The sequence below is a fragment of the Pseudomonas corrugata genome (assembly GCF_001269905.1).
GTDB lineage: Bacteria > Pseudomonadota > Gammaproteobacteria > Pseudomonadales > Pseudomonadaceae > Aquipseudomonas > Aquipseudomonas corrugata.
The window spans coordinates 25488-46442 of record NZ_LHVK01000028.1 but is presented as its reverse complement, the minus strand read 5'-3'; the positions used below and the strand labels follow the sequence as shown (position 1 = coordinate 46442).

General features: G+C 59.2%; 23 protein-coding genes and 1 pseudogene. 18 read left to right on the top strand and 6 right to left on the bottom strand.

Translation table 11 applies throughout. The annotated features are described in order from the left end of the window. From AD665_RS27210 to AD665_RS25170, 3 genes and pseudogenes are all read left to right on the top strand, one after another. Nucleotides 1–286, top strand: a pseudogene (locus tag AD665_RS27210) (IS3 family transposase); the annotation flags it as partial. Between the two features lie 385 nt (nt 287–671). Continuing rightward, nucleotides 672–1160, top strand: coding sequence for a DUF2059 domain-containing protein (locus AD665_RS25175; protein WP_231995016.1), 489 nt, complete (start codon nt 672–674; stop codon nt 1158–1160). A 244-nt stretch (nt 1161–1404) separates the two neighbouring features. Continuing rightward, nucleotides 1405–1632 carry a hypothetical protein gene (locus tag AD665_RS25170; RefSeq protein ID WP_024776858.1) on the top strand — a complete coding sequence of 76 codons (228 nt, stop codon included), beginning with the start codon at nt 1405–1407 and terminating at the stop codon, nt 1630–1632. A gap of 220 nt (nt 1633–1852) precedes the next feature. Here the strand turns inward: AD665_RS25170 and AD665_RS25165 are convergent, their stop codons facing one another. Next, on the bottom strand, nt 1853–2785 hold the full coding sequence (locus tag AD665_RS25165) for a helix-turn-helix transcriptional regulator (RefSeq protein ID WP_024776857.1): 933 nt from the start codon (nt 2783–2785) through the stop codon (nt 1853–1855). A gap of 403 nt (nt 2786–3188) precedes the next feature. Here AD665_RS25165 and AD665_RS25160 point away from each other — a divergent pair, with 403 nt between their 5' ends. From AD665_RS25160 to AD665_RS25145, 4 genes are all read left to right on the top strand, one after another. Continuing rightward, nucleotides 3189–4541 (top strand): MFS transporter, encoded by a 1353-nt coding sequence (locus AD665_RS25160; RefSeq protein WP_024776856.1) that lies wholly within the window; start codon nt 3189–3191, stop codon nt 4539–4541. A 92-nt stretch (nt 4542–4633) separates the two neighbouring features. Beyond that, nucleotides 4634–5326, top strand: coding sequence for a fumarylacetoacetate hydrolase family protein (locus tag AD665_RS25155; RefSeq protein WP_053194291.1), 693 nt, complete (start codon nt 4634–4636; stop codon nt 5324–5326). Between the two features lie 43 nt (nt 5327–5369). Then, complete coding sequence (locus tag AD665_RS25150) at nt 5370–6128, top strand: SDR family oxidoreductase (protein WP_053194290.1); 759 nt, start codon at nt 5370–5372, stop codon at nt 6126–6128. 81 nt (nt 6129–6209) lie between these two features. After that, nucleotides 6210–7166 (top strand): 2-hydroxyacid dehydrogenase, encoded by a 957-nt coding sequence (locus AD665_RS25145; RefSeq protein ID WP_024776853.1) that lies wholly within the window; start codon nt 6210–6212, stop codon nt 7164–7166. 213 nt (nt 7167–7379) lie between these two features. Here the strand turns inward: AD665_RS25145 and AD665_RS25140 are convergent, their stop codons facing one another. Continuing rightward, the gene (locus AD665_RS25140) at nt 7380–8336 is read right to left on the bottom strand and encodes a LysR family transcriptional regulator (protein WP_024776852.1); all 957 of its coding nucleotides are present in this window, start codon (nt 8334–8336) and stop codon (nt 7380–7382) included. 122 nt (nt 8337–8458) lie between these two features. On the opposite strand from AD665_RS25140, the gene AD665_RS25135 reads away from it, so the two are divergent. Together AD665_RS25135 and AD665_RS25130 are read left to right on the top strand one after the other, a co-directional pair. Next, a complete protein-coding gene (locus tag AD665_RS25135) occupies nt 8459–9187 on the top strand; it encodes an AzlC family ABC transporter permease (RefSeq protein WP_053194289.1) in 729 nt (242 codons plus the stop codon). Continuing rightward, nucleotides 9184–9510 (top strand): AzlD domain-containing protein, encoded by a 327-nt coding sequence (locus AD665_RS25130; protein WP_024776850.1) that lies wholly within the window; start codon nt 9184–9186, stop codon nt 9508–9510. The genes AD665_RS25135 and AD665_RS25130 overlap by 4 nt, the downstream gene beginning before the upstream one ends. Nucleotides 9511–9520: 10 nt before the next feature. On the opposite strand, the gene AD665_RS25125 is transcribed toward AD665_RS25130, so the two are convergent. Continuing rightward, nucleotides 9521–10339 carry a DUF1206 domain-containing protein gene (locus AD665_RS25125; RefSeq protein ID WP_024776849.1) on the bottom strand — a complete coding sequence of 273 codons (819 nt, stop codon included), beginning with the start codon at nt 10337–10339 and terminating at the stop codon, nt 9521–9523. A 157-nt stretch (nt 10340–10496) separates the two neighbouring features. Continuing rightward, complete coding sequence (locus AD665_RS25120) at nt 10497–11408, bottom strand: DMT family transporter (protein WP_053194288.1); 912 nt, start codon at nt 11406–11408, stop codon at nt 10497–10499. A gap of 144 nt (nt 11409–11552) precedes the next feature. Here AD665_RS25120 and AD665_RS25115 point away from each other — a divergent pair, with 144 nt between their 5' ends. Beyond that, nucleotides 11553–12581, top strand: coding sequence for a sterol desaturase family protein (locus AD665_RS25115; protein ID WP_053194287.1), 1029 nt, complete (start codon nt 11553–11555; stop codon nt 12579–12581). 136 nt (nt 12582–12717) lie between these two features. After that, the gene (locus AD665_RS25110) at nt 12718–12906 is read left to right on the top strand and encodes a hypothetical protein (RefSeq protein ID WP_041024573.1); all 189 of its coding nucleotides are present in this window, start codon (nt 12718–12720) and stop codon (nt 12904–12906) included. Nucleotides 12907–12958: 52 nt separating this feature from the next. On the opposite strand, the gene AD665_RS25105 is transcribed toward AD665_RS25110, so the two are convergent. Next, nucleotides 12959–13237, bottom strand: coding sequence for a hypothetical protein (locus AD665_RS25105; protein WP_041024572.1), 279 nt, complete (start codon nt 13235–13237; stop codon nt 12959–12961). A 535-nt stretch (nt 13238–13772) separates the two neighbouring features. Between AD665_RS25105 and AD665_RS25100 the strand changes: the two genes are divergently transcribed. From AD665_RS25100 to AD665_RS25075, 6 genes are all read left to right on the top strand, one after another. After that, nucleotides 13773–15962, top strand: coding sequence for a GAF domain-containing hybrid sensor histidine kinase/response regulator (locus AD665_RS25100; RefSeq protein ID WP_024776846.1), 2190 nt, complete (start codon nt 13773–13775; stop codon nt 15960–15962). A gap of 121 nt (nt 15963–16083) precedes the next feature. Then, complete coding sequence (locus tag AD665_RS25095) at nt 16084–16305, top strand: hypothetical protein (RefSeq protein ID WP_231995017.1); 222 nt, start codon at nt 16084–16086, stop codon at nt 16303–16305. Between the two features lie 410 nt (nt 16306–16715). Then, the gene (locus AD665_RS25090; RefSeq protein WP_024776844.1) at nt 16716–17123 is read left to right on the top strand and encodes a glycine zipper domain-containing protein; all 408 of its coding nucleotides are present in this window, start codon (nt 16716–16718) and stop codon (nt 17121–17123) included. Between the two features lie 358 nt (nt 17124–17481). After that, nucleotides 17482–17691 carry a hypothetical protein gene (locus tag AD665_RS25085; protein WP_053194292.1) on the top strand — a complete coding sequence of 70 codons (210 nt, stop codon included), beginning with the start codon at nt 17482–17484 and terminating at the stop codon, nt 17689–17691. Between the two features lie 86 nt (nt 17692–17777). Then, nucleotides 17778–18128, top strand: coding sequence for a hypothetical protein (locus tag AD665_RS25080; protein WP_053194286.1), 351 nt, complete (start codon nt 17778–17780; stop codon nt 18126–18128). Between the two features lie 262 nt (nt 18129–18390). Next, on the top strand, nt 18391–19086 hold the full coding sequence (locus AD665_RS25075) for an HAD-IA family hydrolase (RefSeq protein ID WP_053194285.1): 696 nt from the start codon (nt 18391–18393) through the stop codon (nt 19084–19086). Nucleotides 19087–19154: 68 nt separating this feature from the next. Here the strand turns inward: AD665_RS25075 and AD665_RS25070 are convergent, their stop codons facing one another. Further along, nucleotides 19155–19901 (bottom strand): 3-oxoacyl-ACP reductase family protein, encoded by a 747-nt coding sequence (locus tag AD665_RS25070; RefSeq protein ID WP_053194284.1) that lies wholly within the window; start codon nt 19899–19901, stop codon nt 19155–19157. Between the two features lie 125 nt (nt 19902–20026). Between AD665_RS25070 and AD665_RS25065 the strand changes: the two genes are divergently transcribed. After that, nucleotides 20027–20950, top strand: a complete 924-nt coding sequence (locus tag AD665_RS25065; RefSeq protein ID WP_053194283.1) for a LysR family transcriptional regulator — start codon at nt 20027–20029, stop codon at nt 20948–20950. Nucleotides 20951–20955: the final 5 nt, after the last annotated feature.

The window sequence follows — 20955 nt, the reverse complement described above, 5'->3', positions numbered from 1 at the left end:
ATGGCCGGCAGATGGCTTTGCCAGCCTGGACGCCGCACGCATCTGGGTCAGGGATTTCATGCGTTGGTACAACCACGAACACCGGCATAGCCGGATCCGCTTCGTGACCCCGGCGGAGCGGCATCAAGGGCAGGATCAACAGATCCTGGCTCAGCGTCATGAACTGTACGAGCAAGCCCGAAAGAAAAGCCCGGAACGCTGGTCTGGACGAACACGGAACTGGGAGCCGATAGGCACGGTGCTGCTGAATCCGGATCGAGAGCAGCAGGCCGAGAAAAGAGCAGCATGGTTAGACGGTGACGCGACAACTACCTTGAAAAACGCCGTTCTCAAGAAACGCAAACGGCCTATACGCCAGCCTTTGGGCCAGTCACCGAACAGATTCCATGGGACCGCCATGGGAACGTTTGCGCGCAAACTATCGCCTTGAAACCCTTATAAACCGGGGGGCCATCCGCCGCAAACCTCAATCGGGTGCTTTCGAATCTCTCCTTCACCGCCACATTCTGCAAACACAGACCCCTGATTTTCCTAGAGAAAGTCGGGGGTTTGTGGTTTCTGGCGTCTGGAAAAGGGCGATATGGGACCTATCTGTTTCAGGTCTCGAACAGCGCCTCTGGCATAGCTTCGAGGATGAAACTACCCTAGGACCTATTGCTACCCGATTGGAAATGGAAAAAATGAAAAGGATTTCATTAGCAGTTGTCGCACTGACACTGTGCATCGCCTGCTCAACCACCGTCCAAGCTGATGCAGCTTCGCTTAACGAGGCTCGTACATTCGTTGCCCAAACCGGGCTGGGCAAGAAGCTCTCCTCCCTTGCGCTGCTGACGGCGAAGAGCACGTCAACCTACGCGACGATCGCCGATAAGCTTGGGAATGCCAGTGCGAACAGTGCGGTATCCGACGAGATCAATGCATTGCTGCCGCAATACCAGCCCAAATGGGATGAGAGCCTTGCCGTGGCCTATGAGAAGTCCTTCTCCGAAGAAGAGTTGTCGTCGCTCGTCGCGCAAGGCCGCGCTTCAATATACGCGTCGCAAGTGAAAGAACGGCAGGTTGGAATCGGTCGCTACATGCAAGCCCATGCCCAGCCGATCCTGGTTGCACTCGTTTCGGACGCGCTTGAGGCGACCTTGTCCAAATACGCTCAGCAATAGGCTGCCAGGCGCAATTCGAATCGCAGTGATGGGTTTCGGTTCGTGGGGCTATGACAGTTTCAATTACGGATTGGCCGCTGCGTTGCCTGGGGTCGGCTATGGTCTTCACTTATTCAGTGCTAAGTGGCCTGGCTGCCCATGACGCAGATGGGGCTTACTCCCAACAACTAAGCCGGGTACAGAGCAAAAGAACTGATGAATGGTCTGTTGAGTGGCCGAAGTTCAACCCACCTGAGGTAGCGCAATGAGCCTGATCGATTGTCCCGAATGTTCTTCGCGTATTTCCGACAAGGCATACGCTTGCCCTCAATGCGGCAACCCCTTTCGCGAGCCGAGTTTTCGCCTGACGGAAAAAAACGTCGGGCAGATTGCCGGGGTGACGGGGGTCTGGCTGACAGCGCCGTGGATCGCACGCATGGTATTCGGCGTGGTGCTGGTGACAGCGGTGGCAGCGGTGTTGATTCTGCGCTGATGCATATTAGGGGCGTCCGGCACTCTTGTGAAAACGGCTCGTTGAATAACGAGCCGTTTTCACAATGACTTGGCGGGCTCCCAGGCTTTGCGCTTCGGCCTGGCTGTAGGCCGTGCGGTAGAGTGCCGGCCATCGGCAGAACCACTCTGGGATGAAGTGCTCAATTGGCTCGTTACCCACCAGTAGCAGGCCATGGGTTGAACCGATGCCCTCGGTAGGGTCACGTATTCAACGCCAACTGCGGCCTGTCCGGATCCAGTTGCGTGCGCCTGAACTGCCCGGGTGGCAGTCCATGGATCTGACGGAAGCGCCGTGAGAAATAAGCCTCGTCAGCGAACCCGCACAACCGCGCCACCTCACCCACGGGACGGGTGCCATTGAGCAGGTAGTTGCGCGCCGCATGCATCCTGCGCTCAAGCACCAGTTCGGTGAAGGTCTTGCCGATTTCCTTGCGCAGCCAGTGGGTCAGGTAGGTCGGCGACAGGTAGGTTGCAGCGGCTACCTTGATCAGATTGAGGTCGGGGTCGGCAATATTCCTGCGCAGGTATTCAGACATCCTGCCCAGTGCATCGCGGCGGCTTATTTCGGCAGCGTTCTCTTCGGCCAATTGCTTGAGCGGCTCGGCATATAAGGCACAGACACTGCCGATCAGTTGCAGCAACAACCCCTTGAGGATCTCCCGGGTGCCGAACTGACGGTTCTTGTCATGGACACGCATCTGCTCGATCAGTCCACAGACTTTGACGAAATCCTCTTGGCCCAGAATGAAATCCAGATGCTCCTGGAAACGGAACGGCGATAACTCGGGAGCCAGCAGAATCGAGACTTCTTCCAGATCCATCGGGTCGCACTGCAGATGGGGCAGCAGGAAGGTCTGGGAAAAGTTGATCACCATGAAATTGCTGTCCGCCGGGTGCGGAATCACATGCACTCGATGGGGCAGGATGAACGCCAGGGTGTTTCGCGGGAACGGACGCTCGACATGACCGATGTGCTGCACGGTGTCGCCGCCGAGGTTGATCTGGATCTGGAAATACTCGTGACGATGGAGGCTGGTTTCGGCGCGTCGACCTTTTTTGTCGCGGATGTAGAAGTCCGTCAATTCGCAGCGCTGCTGCATGAAATAGGTGGGGACTTGGCTCGGTGATGACATCTACTTGGATCCTCGACAACGGCTTGGACGTTGTAATTGTGAGGGTGTCATCAGTTTCATTTCAATAAGTCATACGATGACGTCTGGCGTGCATGGAATTTATCGACTCAAAGGAAGACAGCCCTTGTCCAAGAAATGACAGACGCAGCTGATATAAATTATTTTTTTAAAACAAATAGTTAAAGCTATTTTGATAAATCTTACGCGGATTTCTCAGCACTGATTTTTTTGGACAGCGTCATCAATCACCGTTGTTCAGGAAAAAAACGGTCTAACTCCTCAATTGATTTCGCATGGTTGTACGACCACATTGGCGGCCATGCAGCCGCTGCCTTCCCGAGGCCAATCAAGGTGTGCTGCTGGCACGTATTTCGATTCGTCTAACAATAATGAAGGGTCATCCATGTCGAATTCCCACACCTCCCAGACTACCGCGCCGCCGTTGGCAGCCAACGCCCTGGACGCCACCGTGTCTGCACGACTGCCATCGCGCCGGCGTTGGTTCATGCTGTCGCTGCTGTTGATTGCGACGATCATCAACTACATCGATCGGGTGAACATCTCGATTGCGGCGCCTTTCATGGCCAAGGACCTGGGCCTGGACAAGATCGAAATGGGCCTGATCTTTTCCGCTTTCGCCTGGACTTATGCCATCGCATTGGTGCCCGCCGGCTTCATCGCTGATCGGTTCGGCTCGCGGTTCACTTACGGGGTGTCGCTGATCAGTTGGTCGACGGTCACCGTCTGCCAGGGTCTTGCCACGGGATTCGCGTCGCTGTTTGGCCTGCGCCTGGCCGTCGGGGCGATGGAAGCACCGGCGTTTCCTGCCAATAGTCGAGCGGTCACGGTGTGGTTCCCGGCGCGGGAGCGGGGTGTGGCGAGCAGCATCTACGTCTGCGGCCAGTACCTGGGCACGGCGTTGTTTACCGGCGCACTGCTATGGCTGGCTACCACCTACGACTGGCGACATGTGTTTTACAGCACTGGTGCACTGGGGATTGTGTTCGGTGTGCTCTGGCTGTACCTGTACCGCGATCCGATGAACTGCAAGAAAGTCAGCAAGCAAGAGCTCAAGTACATCGAAGCCGGGGGAGGGCTGGTCAAGAGCAGCCAGGAGCGTACCCGTTTCAACTGGCGGCAGATCGCCGAGTTGTTCAGCTATCGGCAGGTCTGGGCGATTTGCATCGGTAAGTTCGCCAGCACGTCGGCGCTGTACTTCTTCCTCACCTGGTTCCCGACCTACCTGATCGAAGAGCGTCAACTGACCATGATCAAGGCCGGGATCTTTGCCGTGCTGCCGTTCGTGGGGGCAACGGTGGGCATTCTGCTGGCGGGGATCATTTCCGATCTGCTGATCCGCCGCGGCTATTCGCTGTCCTTTGCGCGTAAATTGCCGCTGGTGGTGGGCTCGATGCTGGGCATGTCCATCGTCTTGGTAAACTTCACCGACTCGAACGTCATCTGCATTGCCATCCTGACCATCGCTTTCTTTGCCCAGGGTATTGCTTCGTCCTCGTGGGCCGCGGTGTCGGAAGTAGCGCCCAAGGAACTCATCGGGCTCACCGGTGGGATCACCAGTCTGGCCGCCAACATCGGCGGCATCGTCACCCCCATCGTGATCGGCGCGATTGTCCAAAAGACCGGCTCGTTTGCCTTGGCCTTCTGGTTCATTGGCGGCGTGGCATTGATGGGCACTTTGTCCTACTCGTTTCTGCTTGGGCGCCTGTATCGCATAGAACTCAAGACCCGAGCCTGAACCCCTTTTTTCTCCAAGACGAGGCGGCTTTTGTCCAACTTTGCCAAGGATTGCCGCCGTACGCTGACGCTTCTATCAGGACTTTCATCAGGATGAACATGACCGAGTATGTCTTTACTCCGGACCTGCCAGTGACTCTGCCGGTTGTCGGTACCCAACAGCGTTTTCCCGTCGGCCGGGTGTTTTGCGTCGGTCGCAATTACCCATGGCCCGATGCTCAGGGGCAGAACCGCCAGCCGCCGGTGTTTTTCATGAAGCCTGCCAGTTGTGTGATGGATGCGGTCGGTGAAGTGCCGTTTCCGTCGGTGACTGAAGAGTTTGTTCATGAAATCGAGTTGGTCGTGGCCATCGGTGAAGGCGGTGCGAATATCCCCGAAAGCCAAGCGCTGGCTTATGTGTGGGGCTACGCCGCAGGGCTTGACCTGACGCGCCGTGATATCCAGCGGCTGGCCAAACGCAACGGTTTGCCATGGGAAGGCGCCAAGGTGTTCGACGGTGCCGCGCCGATGACCGCTATCGTGCCGGTTGCGAAGGCCGGTCATCCCGAGGGGGACTTGTGGTTGAACGTGAACGGCCAGGAGCGCCAGCGCGACAGCCTCGACAGCCAGATCTGGTCGGTCAGTGAAGTGATCAGCCGAATCTCGCAATCGGTGGCGCTCAGGGCGGGGGATCTGATCATGACCGGCAGCCCGGCAGGCGTCGACGAGCTGCGGCCAGGCGACATCATCAACGCCGGCATCGACGGCATCGGCCAACTGGAAATGCGTGTCGGCCAGCGGCCTTGAATGCGGCATTTGCCCTACAGATTCTGCGAAAGGAAACAACAGTATGTCCAACCCATTGAAAGTGGCCCTGGTCACCGGTGCCGGCAGCGGCATCGGCCGCGCCGTGGCCCTGGGCCTGATGGAAGACGGGTACACGTTGGTATTGGCCGGACGCCGTCCCGAACCTTTGCAGGCATTGGTTGAGCTGGCCGTCAGTGAGGGGCGGGACGCGCTGGCGGTGCCCACTGATGTGCGCGATCCGGCCAGTGTCGATGCGCTGTTTGCAACCATCACCGTGACGTTCGGACGCCTGGACGTGATGTTCAACAACGCTGGGGTCAATGCGCCCGCCGTGCCGCTGGATGAGTTGACGTTCGAGCAATGGCGCAACGTTATCGACACTAACCTCAACGGAGTTTTCCTTTGTGCCCGCGGGGCCTTCGGGCTGATGCGCCGGCAACAGCCGCAGGGCGGGCGCATCATCAATAATGGTTCGATTTCCGCCCATACCCCGCGGCCGTTCAGCAGCGCCTACACCGCCAGCAAACACGCAGTGCTGGGGCTGACCAAATCCCTGGCCCTGGACGGCCGGGCATTCAACATCGCCTGCAGCCAGATCGACATCGGCAACGCCCTGACCGAAATGTCGGTGCGCATGACCAAGGGGGTGCGCCAGGCCAACGGCAGCATCGCGGTAGAGCCGATGGTGGACGTCAAGCATGTAGCCGACGCGGTGCGCTACATCGCGAGCCTGCCGCTGTCGGCCAACGTCCTGAACATGACCGTCATGGCCACAGCCATGCCTTTTGCCGGTCGCGGTTGAGCCTGAACACAGACATCCGCAAGCCGTAAGCGGCCAGCAATACGTTTGAATCGATCTACTCTTTCGCTCCATGAGGTCCACATGAAACCAGAAGTCCTGCAACTCAGTCCGATCCTGATTCCTGAAATCAACACCCGGCTCAATGAGTTGTTTACTGTCAGGCGCTATTTCGAACAGGCCGACAAATCGGCCTATCTGCTGGAACACGGCGCTCACATTCGCGGTGTGATCACTGGCGGGCATACCGGCATCAGCCAGGCGCTCATGGCGCAGTTGCCCAAGCTGGAGGTGGTGGCGGTCAACGGCGTCGGCACCGATGCGGTGGACCTGGCCTATGCTCGGGATCGCGGGATCCGTGTAACCGCCACCATTGGTGCGCTGACCGAAGACGTTGCCGATCTGGCCGTCGGCCTGTTGATTGCCGTGTGCCGTGGCCTGTGCACCGGTGATCGCTACGTGCGCTCGGGCCAATGGCCCCACAGCGCGACGCCGTTGTCACCGTTGCCGCTGGCCCGCCAGGTGTTCGGCATGCGCATTGGTATCGTCGGCATGGGACGCGTCGGCCGGGCCGTGGCAACGCGACTTGCGGCGTTCGGCTGCACGATCAGCTACACCGACCTGCACCCCATGAGCGATGTGACGCACACTTTCATTGCCGATCTCAAGGAGCTGGCCAGCGCCAGTGATGCCCTGATACTCGCGGCCGCCGCCGATCAGGCCGAAGCCATCATCGATGCCCATGTGCTGCATGCCCTGGGCAAGGGCGGTTACCTGATCAACGTGGCCCGGGGCAAGCTGGTCAACGAAGCCGATCTGGTGGCGGCGCTGGCCGCTGGTGACATTGCGGGGGCGGGGCTGGATGTGTTCGTCGATGAACCGAATGTTCCCGACACCTTGTTTGGCAACGAGCAGGTGGTCCTGCAACCGCACCGCGCCAGCGCAACCCTGCAGACCCGCACGCGAATGGGGGAAATGGTGGTGGCGAGCCTGATGGACAGTTTTGTCGGGAAAGTGCCGCACGGGTGTGTGACGGGGTGACGCTGCCACGCAGATGTTGAATGTACCGCCGCCATCGCGGGCAAGCCCGGCTCCCACAGGGTTTGGTGGCGTATGCAGATGCTGCGGACACCCCGGCTCCCACAGGTCTGCTGGTGTCCGCAAAGGCCTCGTACCCCTAAATCCAATGTGGGAGCGAGCCTGCTCGCGATAGCGGTGGGTCAGTTTCAGAAGTGTGGGGGTGCTGTCCCACCCTCACGATTGAAATTGATCGACCAACCACCCCTTCAAGCGCACGCAAGCAGGATCCTCTTTCTTGTCCTCATTGATCATCAGGTACTGGATCGACTCCCTGAGCGACAACTCCTCCGCGACCGGCCTAACCAGACGACCTTGTTGCACGAGATGCCTGACCAGATGATCCCAGCCCAGCGCGACGCCTTGATCATCCAGGGTCATTTGCAGGAGGAGGCTGTAGTCGTTGCTGCTGAAGTAATGCGGGCTGTCCGATACGGGCAGTTGCAAATCGTGGGACTGATAGGCGAACCATACATTCCAGTCGATCTGTTCCGACTGTTGGGAACGACCATAGGGATTCAGGTCCAGCAGGGTGCTGTTACGCACGCCTTCCAATGTGCGCAGTTCAGGATGCGTCTCCAGATAGCGTGGTGTGCACACCGGATAGATAACTTCGTGAAACAGCGCCTGACGCAAGTAGCCGGGGTAGTGCTCGCTGCTTTTGGCGATGAAGATATCCGGATTGATGCCGGGCTCCATGGTCAGGAAGTGCTGGGTGGTGATGACGTTCAAGTCAATGTCGGGATTGGCGCTGAAAAAGTCCTTCAGCTTATGGGATAGCCAAAGGGTCGACATGGCGGGCGTACAGCACAGGGTGAGAATGTGTTTTTCGCTTTTTTTCCGGCGGATTCTTTCCGTGGCCTGGAAAATGTTGAGCAACGACAGCTGCGCGGCATCGAATAGCGCGGCTCCCGACGGCGTCAGCTTGAGTTCTCTTCCCGTGCGAATAAGCAACTCTGTGCCCAGGTACGTTTCCAGATCGCGAATCTGGCGGCTGATCGCCGCCTGAGTGACGCATAACGCCTCGGCCGCCCGGGTAAAGTTGCGATACCTGGCTGCTGCGACAAAGGATCTCATGGCCTTGAACGAGGGCATTTTCATCAGCGCCTGATCAGGCGGGGCGTTTCGTGCCATAACAAAAACTACCTGTTTAGCCGGAAAAAAAGTTGATTCAGCCCGGCGATCATCGATGCCTACACTCTACCGCACGATGCCCTGAGCAACGTTAGCGCGAGCACAACGAACAAGGAAAACAAATGCCCTGCCAAAGTGGAAAAGAAGCTTTCATGCAAGGTATTCGTGCGCTCCTTCCATTGACGCCGGGTGTCGTCCCGTTTGGGCTGGTGACGGGGGTCATGGCCATTGAAATGGGCTTGTCGCCCGGCATGAGCATGGGCATGACGCTACTGTTCTATTCCGGCTCCGCCCAAATGGTGGCACTCCAGTTGTTGCACAACGGCGTCGTGCCGGTGGCGATCGTGGCCACGGCCTTGGTCATCAATCTGCGTTTCATCATGTACAGCGCTTCCCTGGCGCCGCACCTGCACCACTTGCCCCGTCGCAGGACCTGGCCGATGGCTTACCTGCTTTCGGACCAGGCCTATGCACTGTGCAGCCTGAAGTTTTCATCGGGCGAATTGGGAGCGTTTGCCCATCATTACTATGCCGGTACGGCGGTGGGCATGTGGCTGGCCTGGCAACTCTCGGTGCTGGCCGGGGTGTACTTGGGCGCGAGCATCCCAGACACCTGGTCCTTGAGTTTTGCCATACCACTTTCCTTCCTGGCGTTGCTCATCCCCGGCCTGCGGAGCAAGGCAAGCTGGGGCGCCGCGGCGGTCGGCGGACTGCTTGCCGTACTGGCCGTCAAGCTGCCCTACAACCTGGGGTTGATCATGGCCTCCATCGGCGGAGTTCTGGCCGGGTTGGTGATTGAGAGCATTTCAAACCGTGCAACCGCCGATGGCATCGAAGGAGAGCCATCATGAGTGATCTTTCCTTGTGGGGCCTGTTCCTCGCGGCGGGTCTGGGAACCTTCGCCATGCGACTGTCTTTCATCGAGCTCTATGGCCGCTGGCGGATTCCACCCCTGATGCGTCGGGCCTTGATGCACGTGCCGGCGAGCGTCTTGGCGGCCCTGGTTCTGCCTGCGGTGATCTATCCCAACGGGCAAGGGGCATTGGTGTTGGAGAACCCTCAGATACCGGCAGCGATTGTGGCGGCGTGGGTGGCCTGGCGGTGGCGCAGTACGCTGTTGACGTTGGTGGTGGGGATGGTGGCGTTGTGGGGTGTGAAGTTCATCGGGCTTTGACTGCGCGTGGCTATCGGATAGCGGCAACGCCGGGCACTTCCATGTTTATCCGGCGCCAGAACGCTTCGGCAAAGCTGTAGACCGAGAAGGCGATCAACCCCAGGGCTATCAGCATCAAGACCACACTCCCGGCTGGCAGGTTCTGCAGGGCGTCGAGCGCTTCCCTCATCCCTGGTGGATCCATGGCCTGATAGCTCGAACCACTGATCATCAGCAGGAACGCGATTTCGATGAAGACCACACCGCGGGCGATAAGACCGAATCGCGACACTGGACGGACGTAGCGCATCACGTCTTCGTCCGCTTCGAAGTACTTCTCGAACGAAGCCTTCCAACCCTTGATGATATGAGCGAGGCCGGTGCCCAGAGGGACCAGTGCAACGAGATAGATCAATAAATTGGAGTGTTCCCAGGACAGCAGATGCGCCAGCAAGTCCCGGGTTTGTCCACCGCCTGAACCGCTTGAGCTTCTCATGCCGCTGATAAGCAGGCCCAACGCAAAAAAGGCCAGCGCACCGTTGACGGCGCCTCCCGCCAACAAACCTGCACGTATCACCAGCCCCTTGAAGTGTTTGCCATGATGATCGACGTCTTGCGTCGCTTGCAGAATGCGCCAGCCGGCGAAGGCGAGCAGACCCGCTACCACCAGACCGACCAATACGTGCCCGAATGGCTGGCTCAGCAACGCCTCCAGGCTTTTGTGGCTGTCCTTGGGTCGGCTCGAATCCTGGGCCGCCAGCAAAGCGAAAATGCCGATGATCAAGTAGATAACGCCTCGGGCGGCGTAACCGCCCCGAGCGAGTACAACAAGGCCCTTGTGTGCGGACATGGTCTGATTCCAGAAGCGTGATAAGGAGAAGACCTGTCGAGGAGGGAGGCGTTCGATCGAAGTGAAAGGCAGCGTAGCGGCGGCATGGGAGGACGGCTGCGCAAGCCCGTTGCAGCGCCTGGAGGTTCAGTCGTCTTTCAATGAAGCAGTTCGACAGTCATCGGCGTAACACCAATAACCCCGCACCCAGAATCAGCGACATTCCACCCCAGGTCAGCCCGTCCGGCACTTCGTCAAACAGCCAATATCCCCAGAAACAGGCAAAGACCAGGTAGGCGTAGTCAAAAGTGCCGATCAGTGCGGCCGGTGCGATTTGATAGGCCCTGGCCGTCGCGGTATTGATAGCAATCAGGGCGATGGCATACCCGCAGACAAAGACCAGCCCTTGCCAGCCGAGTGGTTGCCAGGCCGACAGCAGGAAAGGGGCCCGGTTGGCGAGGGTTCCGTTATCGAAAAAAGAGGTGATGCCGCCGAGGCTGGCGGCAATCAGGAATGCCACGTTCAGTCCCAGCGCCAACACCAGAGGATGTTCGTTGCGACAGTGACGGCGCGTCATCACCATGGCGATCGCATAGAATACGGCGCCAATGACGGGGAGGAGGGCGGCAAGGTTGAAGGCCTCCGCTCCAGGACGCAGCACCAGGGTGACGCCCGCAAAACCTGTCCCGATGGCGATCCAACCAAGAAGGGAGAGCTTCTCTCCACCATAAAAAGTCGAAAAAAGTGCAATGAACAAGGGCGTGGTGTAGATGGCTACAGCGGCTACGGACAGCGGAATGAGCGGCAGGGCTGAGTAGTAGGTCACCCACATCAGCAACAGCGAGATACTTCTGGCCGCCACCCAGCCCACCGAAGTGACCCGCAGTTGCCCGGATTTGAGCCCAAGCAGCAGCCAGCCACCCAGCAGTGGCACCGTCAGACAGGACACCAGCAGGAACAACTGCCACAGCGCCAATCGATTGCTGAAATATTTCACCGATGCATCGGCCAGCGACAGCAGCAGGACCGCGCCGACGATCAGTGCGATCCCTTGATAAACCCGATCATATCTTGCCGCGACGCTGGCCATGTTTTCGCCTCCGTGGCCGTTCCTGATCCAGCCCTGTCTGTAAGGGATCGATGCTCAAGGCCCGAAGCGCCTTGTCGGTTCTGGAACGCCATCCTCCAATCGGCTGATCTACAATGGCCTCTCTTCAGCAGAGGTCGGCCCTTCGTGGATGTGTTTTCCCTGATCTACAAGCAGTTGGTCGAGTGGGTCATCACCCCCATCACCGGACAGTTCTACAGCATTTTCAGCTTCAGCGGCCGTCTCGGGGTCTTGTTTCTCTGCGCGTCCTATGGCGTGGCCTATGGCCTGTTCCGCTTCAGAAAACAACGCGGCCTGACCGTAGCCCGTTCGTTCTGGCAGTTCATCGGTGGCAGTCGAGTGTATTTTCATCACTCTGCCTGGCTGGATTGCCGCTACTACCTGCTGCGCACAACGCTCAAGATCGCGCTCATGTTGCCTATCGTGCATCTGGTCGATCCTTACATCTTGCGGTCCGGGGACTACCTGGCATTTTTCAACAATCTCTGGGGCGCGCGGCCACGTTCGGAAGAGGCGCTTTTGCTGGCCTTGCTCTATGGGCTGGGGGTGTTCCTGGTAAAGGATTTCGTCCACTACTGGACGCACCGGGCGTTTCATTCGCGCTGGCTGTGGGCGTTTCACAAGGTTCATCATTCGGCGTCGGTGCTGGTGCCGGCGACGGCGAGCCGGATTCATTTTGTGGAGCGGATCGCCGGAAACCTCGGCATTACCGCCTGCCTTGGCCTCTATGCCGGGGTCTTCTGGTACCTGAGCGGCGGCGAGATCAGCCACTACACGCTATTCGGCATGACCTACCTGGTGTTTATCTTCAACAGCCTGGCGGCCAATCTGCGTCATACCCACGTCTGGCTGTCATTCGGCCCGGTGCTCGAGCATGTGCTGAACAGTCCCGCCCAGCATCAGATCCACCATAGCGATGCCCCTCGTCATTTCAACCGGAACTTCGGTACGAACCTGTCACTCTGGGACTGGATGTTCGGCACGCTCTACGTCACCAGCGCCCGGCCCGAGGCGCTGCGCTTTGGTACCGGGGAGCAGGATCAGCAGCGGTACCGGACGGTCTATAGTCTGATTGTCACCCCCTTTGTCGAGATCGCCGGCAAGCTACTATTGAAACGCTCGCGAGGGGGCGAGAGGGAGACGCCTTATTCATAGCGTCTGGCGTTGCACGAGCAGCGGATACAAGAAACCTCCTACTTTCCATACAGAAACGTCCAAAGCCAAGAAGAGCTATCGTGCAATCTCAACGTTTAAGGCCTTGAAATGAGGTCGCATCTTTGGGAGGTTGGGAATGGAATCGCGTGTCGTGAAGCTTGAGACCCATGTCGAATATATCCGGCATGAACTGAACGGAATGGGCGTGGACCTGCGGGAACATCGCACTGAAACCAGGCTGGACTTCAGGGTTCTGTTCGCAGCCTTGATCGTGGCCTCACTGGGACTGGCCGGGATGATGGCCAAGGGGTTTGGCTGGTTATGAATGAAAGCCCCTGATTCGAGTCGGGGGCTTCGGTTTCCAGCATGTCCACGCCTTACAGAGCAGACCCCGCGGGTGCTGCATCCAGGCGACGTGCAATCACATCCATCACATCACAGCCATCGCGCAGGGATATACAGCAAAGCTGCGCCAGATCCTGAAGTGTCGTGGGATCGATAGGGCGTTCGTCACGCATCGCGATATTTTCCAGGAACTGGGTGACGGCTCGGATTCGGTAGCCCGCTGCGTCAAGGAGTACGTGGAGCGGGGCGGTGGTGTCGACGTATAAGGGTTGGTCGTCGGCGTTGCTGGTAAGGCTCATGTAGCGGTTCATAGGTAAGCTCCACTGGTAAGTTTCGCCACCAATCGTCGCCAAACGAATGGGTGGCAACTGTACGCAGGTTGGCGAACCGGAGTGGAAGCCGGCAGACCCGAAGGTCTCCCGCGTACAGCTGCCATAACGACAACTCTACAGATGCAAGAGCGCCTGCAACAAGCAAGCGCTTTCGCATCCCACTACGGGTCGCCAAACCCGGTCGCCATCTGGACGACGCCAAAACTATAGTCGCCACGGCAAAAATGACACAAGGGGTTGATTCGGCAGACGATTCCCAATGTTATGTAGGAGGTTGCCATGGCGTATGCGAAGCTTTTTGTTGGCCGTTCACGGTGCGCCAACTCGATTATCCCAAGATATGTAGGACATCACCGTAGGCCTATCAGCCATCTCTGCCACGCCCCCACGATTTAATCCGTTTTGTCCTTCAGAATCCGTCGCACATTCCCACACTCAACGGGATAATACGCACCGGTCTGAAGCCGGAGCGCTTCGTACCTCGACTGAATGGGCGGCAGAAGGATCTAACGCAATGACAGACTGGCTGCAAAGCTATGGGGAAATGGCCGAACGGGTGCGGCGCCATGATTGGGCGAGTACGCCCCTTGGGTTGCCGGCGCAGTGGCCCGATGTACTCAAGACCACCGTGGCCCTCAGCCTCGCCTCCCACTTTCCCCAAGCCATTGTGTGGGGGCCGGACCTGATCATGTTGTACAACGATGCTTTCGTGCCCATTCTCGGTAATAAGCCCGATGCACTGGGGCGGCGGTTCGATGAAGTCTGGCGGGAAGCCTGGAGCGAGATCGGGCCGATCGTGCAGGCTGCCTTCGATGGGCAGGCGACCTATATCGAGAATTTCCCCCTCGTCATCGAACGCGGTGAGGGCCCCGAGCAAGCCTATTTCACGTTCTGCTACAGCCCCATCCGTGACCAGTTCGGCAAGGTCGTGGGCATGCTGGATACCGTTACCGAGACGACCTCGACGGTGTTCATGAACCAGCGCCTGGCTGTGCTGGATGCCATCGGTACTGCTGTGGCCAACGTCACTGATCCGCAGGCCATCATGGCGGCCACTACACGAATTCTGGCGGCGCACTTGAACCTGTCCAATTGCGCCTATGCCGACATGGATGAAGATGAAGATGGCTTCACGATTCGCGGCGACTGGGCCAGGGCGGGTTCGCCCAGTATTGTCGGGCACTATCGGTTAGCGGACTTCGGCCGACTGGCCATCTCTCATCTTCGCGCCGGCAAGGCATTGGTGGTCAACGACAACCTGGCGGAGCTGGCGCCGCAGGAGGCGGCGACGTTCCAGCTCCTTGGGATCGCGGCGACCATTTGCGTGCCGCTGATCAAGGGTGGGCGGTTGACGGCGCTGATGGCGATCCATGACCAAAAGCCCCGTTACTGGTCTGCCTACGATCTGGCGCTGCTCAAGGAAGTCACCGAGCGATCCTGGGCCCATATCGAGCGTGCCCGTGCGGACGCCGCCGTGCGTGAAGGCCTGGCGGCCCTGGCCGAGTTGAATGCAACGCTTGAGCAGCGGGTCGAGGAACGCAGCATGCGCTTGAAACAGACGGAAGCTGCGCTGCGTCAGTCGCAAAAACTCGAGGCGATCGGCCAGCTCACCGGCGGTGTGGCCCATGATTTCAACAACCTGCTGACGATCATCCGGTCCTCCGTCGACTTTCTGCGCATGCCCGATTTACCCAATGAGCGCCGCCAGCGCTACATGACGGCGGTGTCCGAAACGGTGGACCGTGCCGCCAAGCTGACCAGTCAGCTACTGGCATTTGCCCGGCGCCAGCCGTTGAAACCGGAAGTCATCAATGTCGGCAAGCAGGTGCAGAGTCTGGGAGACATGCTGGAAACCATTACGGGGGCGCGGATGCAGGTCAAGGTCGAGTTGTGCGACCGCCCTTGTTTCATACGTGCGGACCTGAGCCAGTTTGAAACGGCCCTGATCAACATGGCCTTGAATGCCCGGGATGCCATGAATTGCCAGGGCACATTGTGGCTTCGACTCAGCTGCGGCGAAGGCATGCCGCCGATTCGTGGCCATGCGGGCTCCGGCCAGCCCTTTGTCGCGGTAACCCTGGCGGACACCGGTACCGGCATTGCCGCGCAAGACCTCGAACACATTTTCGAACCCTTCTTCACCACCAAGGAGGTGGGCAAGGGCACGGGGCTGGGGTTGTCCCAGGTGTTCGGTTTTGCCAAACAGTCCGGCGGCAATGTCGACGTTTCGACCGTTGTCGGGGAGGGCACCGCGTTTACCTTGTACCTGCCGGAAGTCGAAGCCGAAAAGCGGCATGAACCTACCAGAGAAGAAACCACGCACCTGATACTGGAAAAGGGCAGGCGCCGAGTGTTGATCGTGGAAGACAACCTGGAGGTAGGGCGTTTTGCCAACCAGATCCTGCAGGATCTGGGGTACGAAACCGCCTGGGCGACCAACGCCGAGGACGCGCTGGAAATGGCCGGTCCGGACGCTGCTGCATTCGATGCGATATTTTCCGATGTGGTCATGCCAGGCATCGGTGGCATCGCGCTGGCCCGGGAGCTGCGTCAGCGCCGCAAGGACTTGCCGGTGGTCCTTACGTCGGGCTACAGCGAGGAGCTGGCCCATAGCGGTCACGAAGGTTTTGAGTTCTTGTCCAAACCTTACTCTGCTGACCAGGTTTCGCGGATTCTAAGCCGGACGATGCGCGCCGCCGATTGAGTGTTTCCCTTTTGAAACAGTGGTTTCCATTCGTCGGGCCGCGCTTGCGTGGTCGTGCGGTCTGTTGATGACCGACTAGTCTCAAGGCCGAGAAGGTCGATATTGTTCAGGTAATCGGTTGATGCCGGTATCGATCTCGATGAAAAGGGGAATGGCGATGGGAGCAACGTACAGCGAGGAAAGCGAAGCCACCTATCCGATCAATGAAGGGCTGCAGTGTGGTCAATCGGCGTATCGCTCGGATTTTGGCGACGAACCGATCAAGTCCATCCGGACGAAGGTTGCAAAGGTGCAGCGAGGGGAAAAGGCCAAGTTCCTGCCCAGGGTACCTGCCCGCAAATAGTTCGGCACAGCCCCGCCACTGAAGACACATACTGTTCATTCAAATTGGATGAGCCTGTGGCGAGGGAGCCTCTCCTGTTTGGGGCCTGGCACTCACAAGACGCTCCGCTATGCCGCCTGGCTGGGGCGAGTTCCCCCTCGCTTCAGACTATTCTTGTCTGCGATGCAGATACGTTTACTTTTTTTCCTACGAGCGATGTCTTTCACGTTTCTTTCACACTCAGGAACGTAGGCTTAGCTCATCCGTTAGAAAGCAGTACCTGCCCGTTTCCCCAGCGGGCTTTTTTTTGCCTGTCATAAAACTCCCCTTGCGTTCGTTGTCCAAGCAGCATGGTTGATGCCGTTTGGCGTAGACTCGCGCCCGCGCGCACCGGCCATCTCTCCCGATGCGGCATTCTTGAGGTTTTTATCATGCGTTTGACTTTGTCCACCCTGGTGCTTGGGTTGGTGGTCGCCCAAGGTGTGATGGCGGCTGGCGATGGTACCGCTGCAATCGGCGGTGGCCTGGGCGGTGTATTGGGTAATGTGGTCGGCCAACAGATGGGCGGCAGCACAGGCGCTGCGATTGGTGCCGGTGTCGGCGGCGCAGCTGGCAGTGCGGTGGGGGCTCGCAAGGGCAGTCGTACGGAAGCAGCCATTGGTGGCGGCCTGGGTTCGGCCGGTGGTTCGATTGTCGGTAATCGCCTGGGCGGTTCCGCCGGTTCGACCATCGGCGCGGGGATCGGTGGCGCGGCGGGTGGTGCGTTGGGCAGCAACCTGTCCAATGACAACGATGGTCATTCCGGCAAGAAGCACAAGCATAAGAGAAAGCATCGTTGAATCGATGTCTGACTGAGGAAGCCCGGCCTTGTGCCTGAGGCCAGTCAGTTAAGGATCAAACGGTGCAAACCTTGTGGGAGCAAAGCTTGCTCGCGATAGCGGCAGGTCGGTCAACGTTGTTGCTGACTGACTTACCGCTATCGCGTGCAAGTTTTGCTCCCACGGTTTTTGGGCCTTGTGCCGATTTTTTCCTTTCCTGGTATTTGTCGGAACGTTTACTGTCCCTCCGCCTCGAATTGATACATCCATTTGCAATGCGAGGTGTGCCATGACGCCGGAAACCGAAGGCAAGGAAGAAAAAGGCTCGTCGGGTCTGCCTTCCCTCAATGATCCGGGCAATGAAGACCCCGGTTCGCTGATGGATGATGCTCTGGTTCCCTTGATCGAGACCGAAGACGAAACCCCGGAATACCCGCTGCCCTCGCCAACCAATTCCCTGGACCGCGACCAGCGGCCGCCGGATGACGATAGCGGCGCAGAGCCGCTGTCCAGCGAGGACGATGATGTCGAGGCGAGCCCGGATGATCCGGATATCGCCGGTGACGATGCCTCCAGCAAGCCGAGCTGACGGCCCGGGCCGCCTGTCGATTTCCTGGCACCATCTGCACGCCCAGGTTGCCACATCAGGTAGGTACTTCGAAAAGGAGACTCACCATGATGAAGTCAAACATGACGGCACTGACCCTTGCCGGAATTCTTTCAGTCAGTTCATTGGTAGCTGTCGCCCAGTCTTCGGGCGGCAGCCCTCCCGTAGATAAAGGCGGCATGCCACCCTCCACACAGATGGATGCCGGCGGCACCTCCGACGCCAACGGCAACGCGCTACCGCCTGGTTCCGTGAGCGGCGGTAACGGTGGCGACGCCAACGGCAGCAGCACGAACCCCGGCACCGGAAGCGGCTCCACCAGCGGCAGCAGCACCATGGGCGGCGATTCCTCCAGTAGCGGAACCGGTTCCGGTAGCAGTGGCAGTGGCTCGGGCGGTTCCAGCAGCTCAAGCCAATGACCACGTCCTGATGGAACCCGGTAGGAGCTGTCGAGCGTAGCGAGGCTGCGATCTTTTCCCTATGTTCACAAGTTTTGGGAAGATCAGGATCAAAAGATCGCAGCCTCGCTATGCTCGACAGCTCCTACGGGATGTCCGTACGATTTCCCGTTGCCTCTTCCTGGCCCCTCTCGCTATTCTGCTGAATCCTTTAAGGTGAACACGTTGCTCGGTCGCACCTGAGCCATCCCTGGAATGTTGTGTTGATAACGGATCAGATGCGATGAATGCACCGCTGAAAGAGTTTGGCCCGATCAAGGCCGTGATTTTCGACATGGATGGGCTGCTGCTGGACACCGAGGGCATCTATACCGAGGTCACTTCCATCATCGCCGAGCGCTACGGGCGCACGTTCGACTGGAGCGTCAAGCAGAACATCATCGGTCGGGGTGCCGGGGATCTGGCACGCTATGTGGTCCGGGCGCTGGAGCTACCGATCACTGCGGAGGAGTTCCTGGTGATCCGCGAGCCGCTGATGCGCGAGCGTTTCCCCCATGCCCTGGCGATGCCGGGCGCCGAGGAGTTGGTGCGGCATTTCAAGGCCAGTGGCGTGCCCATCGCGGTAGGTACCAGCTCATCACGCCATACCTTCGCCTTGAAAACCACCCTGCACCGGGACTGGTTCGCGCTGTTCGACTTCATCGTCACGGCAGACGATCCGGAAGTGGGGGCGGCCAAACCTGCACCGGATATCTTTCTCGTAGCGGCCCGTCGACTGGGCGTTGATCCTCTTGATTGCCTTGTGTTCGAGGATTCTCCGTTCGGCGTCACGGCCGCGAAGGCGGCGGGCATGACGGCCATCGCCATCCCGGATCCGGCCATGGCCGATGAAAAATATGCCCACGCCGACGGGATCATCCGTTCGCTGAAAATGTTCCAGCCGGGGCTCTGTGGCCTGCCGGAGCTGGAGCGGGTCTGAAGACCGGCTGTGACGCAACGAAACGCCGGTCAGGGTTGAAGCCCTGACCGGCGTTTTTCATGCCCGGATCAAGCCCCGAAACCACCGTCGATGGTCAGGCTGGCGCCGGTAATATAGGCCGCTTCCGGGCCTGCCAGGTAGGCGACGAAGCTGGCGATTTCGTCGACCTTGCCGTAACGCCCGACGGCCATCAGTGAAGTCAGGCTGGACGCGAAGTCGCCGTCGGCCGGGTTCATGTCGGTGTCGACCGGGCCAGGCTGTACGTTGTTGACTGTGATGCCCCGAGGACCCAGGTCACGGGCCAGGCCTTTGGTCAGGCCCACCAGTGCGGATTTGCTCATGGCGTAAGGGGCTCCGCCGGCAAAGGGCATGCGGTCGGCGTTGGTACTGCCGATGTTGATCACCCGACCGCCTTCGGTCATGTGGCGCGCGGCAGCCTGGGTGGCGATGAACACACTGCGTACGTTGACGGCCAGAGTCTGGTCGAAGTCCTCAAGCTTGAACTCGTCCAGCGGTGCCATCGCCAGGACGCCAGCGTTATTGACCAGGATGTCCAGCCCGCCGAACGCCTTGGCAGTCGCTTCGACGGCGTTGCGGATGGCATCGGCGTCGGCGCTGTCGGCTTTGATCGCCAGGGCTTTGCCGCCCGTTGCCGTGATGCTGTTCTGCAGTTCTTCAGCCTTGGCGGCTGAGCTGACATAAGTGAAGGCCACTGCGGCGCCTTCTGCGGCCAAACGCTTGACGATGGCGGCGCCGATGCCGCGGGAACCGCCCTGGATCAAGGCGACTTTACCGTTCAATGTGTGAGTGCTCATGATGTTCTCCAAAATGTACCGGGGCGAGATGCCGCGGCGATGGGGTGAGTATCAGGATGCGGCGCCAGCTTGTGTAGACGGTCTTTGCTACAGTCTGTATCAACCAAAAGTTTAGAGTGGCGCCCATGGAGACTTTCAGCAGTATCGAATGCTTTGTGCGTAGCGCCGAAGTCGGCAGCTTTGCCGAAGCCGCGCGCCGCCTGAGCGTGACCCCGGCGGCGGTGGGTAAAAGCGTCGCCAAGCTTGAGGCGCGTCTGGGTGTGCGGCTGTTCCAGCGTAGCACCCGCAGCCTGACACTGACTGAAGCGGGCCAATTGTTCCTGGGTGAAGTGAGCGGCAGCCTCAATACCATCCAGAACGCCGTCGCCAACCTCGCCAGCGCCGGTGGGCAGCCGGCAGGTACCCTGAAGGTGAGCATGGGCACCGTGTTCGGCCGTTTGTATGTGGTGCCATTGCTGGGGGATTTTCTGCGGCGGTATCCGGCGATCAATCCGGACTGGCATTTCGATAACCGCCAGGTCGACTTGATCGGCCAAGGCTTCGATGCGGCCATTGGAGGCGGGTTCGAACTGCCCTCGGGAGTGGTTGCACGCAAGCTGACGGTGGCTCACCGGGTACTGGTCGCCGCGCCGTCCTATTTGCAGCAACAGGCTCCGGTGGTCGAGCCGGAAGACCTGGCACAGCACCAGGGCATCTTGATCCGTTCACCGCAAACCGGTCGCATCCGTTCGTGGCAACTGACCAGTCGTAGCCGGCAACACAGCCCGCTGACGCTCAAAGTGCGCATGACCATGAGCGATTCGGAAGCCGCCTGCGCTACCGCAAGCCAAGGGCTGGGGATTGCCTTGGTGAGCATGCCGTTCGCCGTGGCCTATCTGCAGAGCGGTGCTTTGCTGCGGGTCTTGCCGGACTGGTACGTCGACGATGGCAACATTTCCATTTATTACGCCGAGCACAAACTGCTGCCGGGCAAGACCCGGGCGTTTGTGGACTTCATCATCGAGCAGTTCGCCGCGCAGGGGTTGGGTGAGCGCTTCAGTGCGGTTTGAGCCTG

Bases quoted from the DNA above. Each gene is read 5' to 3' on its own strand.
- AD665_RS25175 (WP_231995016.1), top strand. From the start codon at position 672: ATGGAAAAAATGAAAAGGATTTCATTAGCAGTTGTCGCACTGACACTG.
- AD665_RS25170 (WP_024776858.1), top strand. From the start codon at position 1,405: ATGAGCCTGATCGATTGTCCCGAATGTTCTTCGCGTATTTCCGACAAG.
- AD665_RS25165 (WP_024776857.1), bottom strand. From the start codon at position 2,785: ATGTCATCACCGAGCCAAGTCCCCACCTATTTCATGCAGCAGCGCTGC.
- AD665_RS25160 (WP_024776856.1), top strand. From the start codon at position 3,189: ATGTCGAATTCCCACACCTCCCAGACTACCGCGCCGCCGTTGGCAGCC.
- AD665_RS25155 (WP_053194291.1), top strand. From the start codon at position 4,634: ATGAACATGACCGAGTATGTCTTTACTCCGGACCTGCCAGTGACTCTG.
- AD665_RS25150 (WP_053194290.1), top strand. From the start codon at position 5,370: ATGTCCAACCCATTGAAAGTGGCCCTGGTCACCGGTGCCGGCAGCGGC.
- AD665_RS25145 (WP_024776853.1), top strand. From the start codon at position 6,210: ATGAAACCAGAAGTCCTGCAACTCAGTCCGATCCTGATTCCTGAAATC.
- AD665_RS25140 (WP_024776852.1), bottom strand. From the start codon at position 8,336: ATGGCACGAAACGCCCCGCCTGATCAGGCGCTGATGAAAATGCCCTCG.
- AD665_RS25135 (WP_053194289.1), top strand. From the start codon at position 8,459: ATGCCCTGCCAAAGTGGAAAAGAAGCTTTCATGCAAGGTATTCGTGCG.
- AD665_RS25130 (WP_024776850.1), top strand. From the start codon at position 9,184: ATGAGTGATCTTTCCTTGTGGGGCCTGTTCCTCGCGGCGGGTCTGGGA.
- AD665_RS25125 (WP_024776849.1), bottom strand. From the start codon at position 10,339: ATGTCCGCACACAAGGGCCTTGTTGTACTCGCTCGGGGCGGTTACGCC.
- AD665_RS25120 (WP_053194288.1), bottom strand. From the start codon at position 11,408: ATGGCCAGCGTCGCGGCAAGATATGATCGGGTTTATCAAGGGATCGCA.
- AD665_RS25110 (WP_041024573.1), top strand. From the start codon at position 12,718: ATGGAATCGCGTGTCGTGAAGCTTGAGACCCATGTCGAATATATCCGG.
- AD665_RS25105 (WP_041024572.1), bottom strand. From the start codon at position 13,237: ATGAACCGCTACATGAGCCTTACCAGCAACGCCGACGACCAACCCTTA.
- AD665_RS25100 (WP_024776846.1), top strand. From the start codon at position 13,773: ATGACAGACTGGCTGCAAAGCTATGGGGAAATGGCCGAACGGGTGCGG.
- AD665_RS25095 (WP_231995017.1), top strand. From the start codon at position 16,084: ATGCCGGTATCGATCTCGATGAAAAGGGGAATGGCGATGGGAGCAACG.
- AD665_RS25090 (WP_024776844.1), top strand. From the start codon at position 16,716: ATGCGTTTGACTTTGTCCACCCTGGTGCTTGGGTTGGTGGTCGCCCAA.
- AD665_RS25085 (WP_053194292.1), top strand. From the start codon at position 17,482: ATGGATGATGCTCTGGTTCCCTTGATCGAGACCGAAGACGAAACCCCG.
- AD665_RS25080 (WP_053194286.1), top strand. From the start codon at position 17,778: ATGATGAAGTCAAACATGACGGCACTGACCCTTGCCGGAATTCTTTCA.
- AD665_RS25075 (WP_053194285.1), top strand. From the start codon at position 18,391: ATGAATGCACCGCTGAAAGAGTTTGGCCCGATCAAGGCCGTGATTTTC.
- AD665_RS25070 (WP_053194284.1), bottom strand. From the start codon at position 19,901: ATGAGCACTCACACATTGAACGGTAAAGTCGCCTTGATCCAGGGCGGT.
- AD665_RS25065 (WP_053194283.1), top strand. From the start codon at position 20,027: ATGGAGACTTTCAGCAGTATCGAATGCTTTGTGCGTAGCGCCGAAGTC.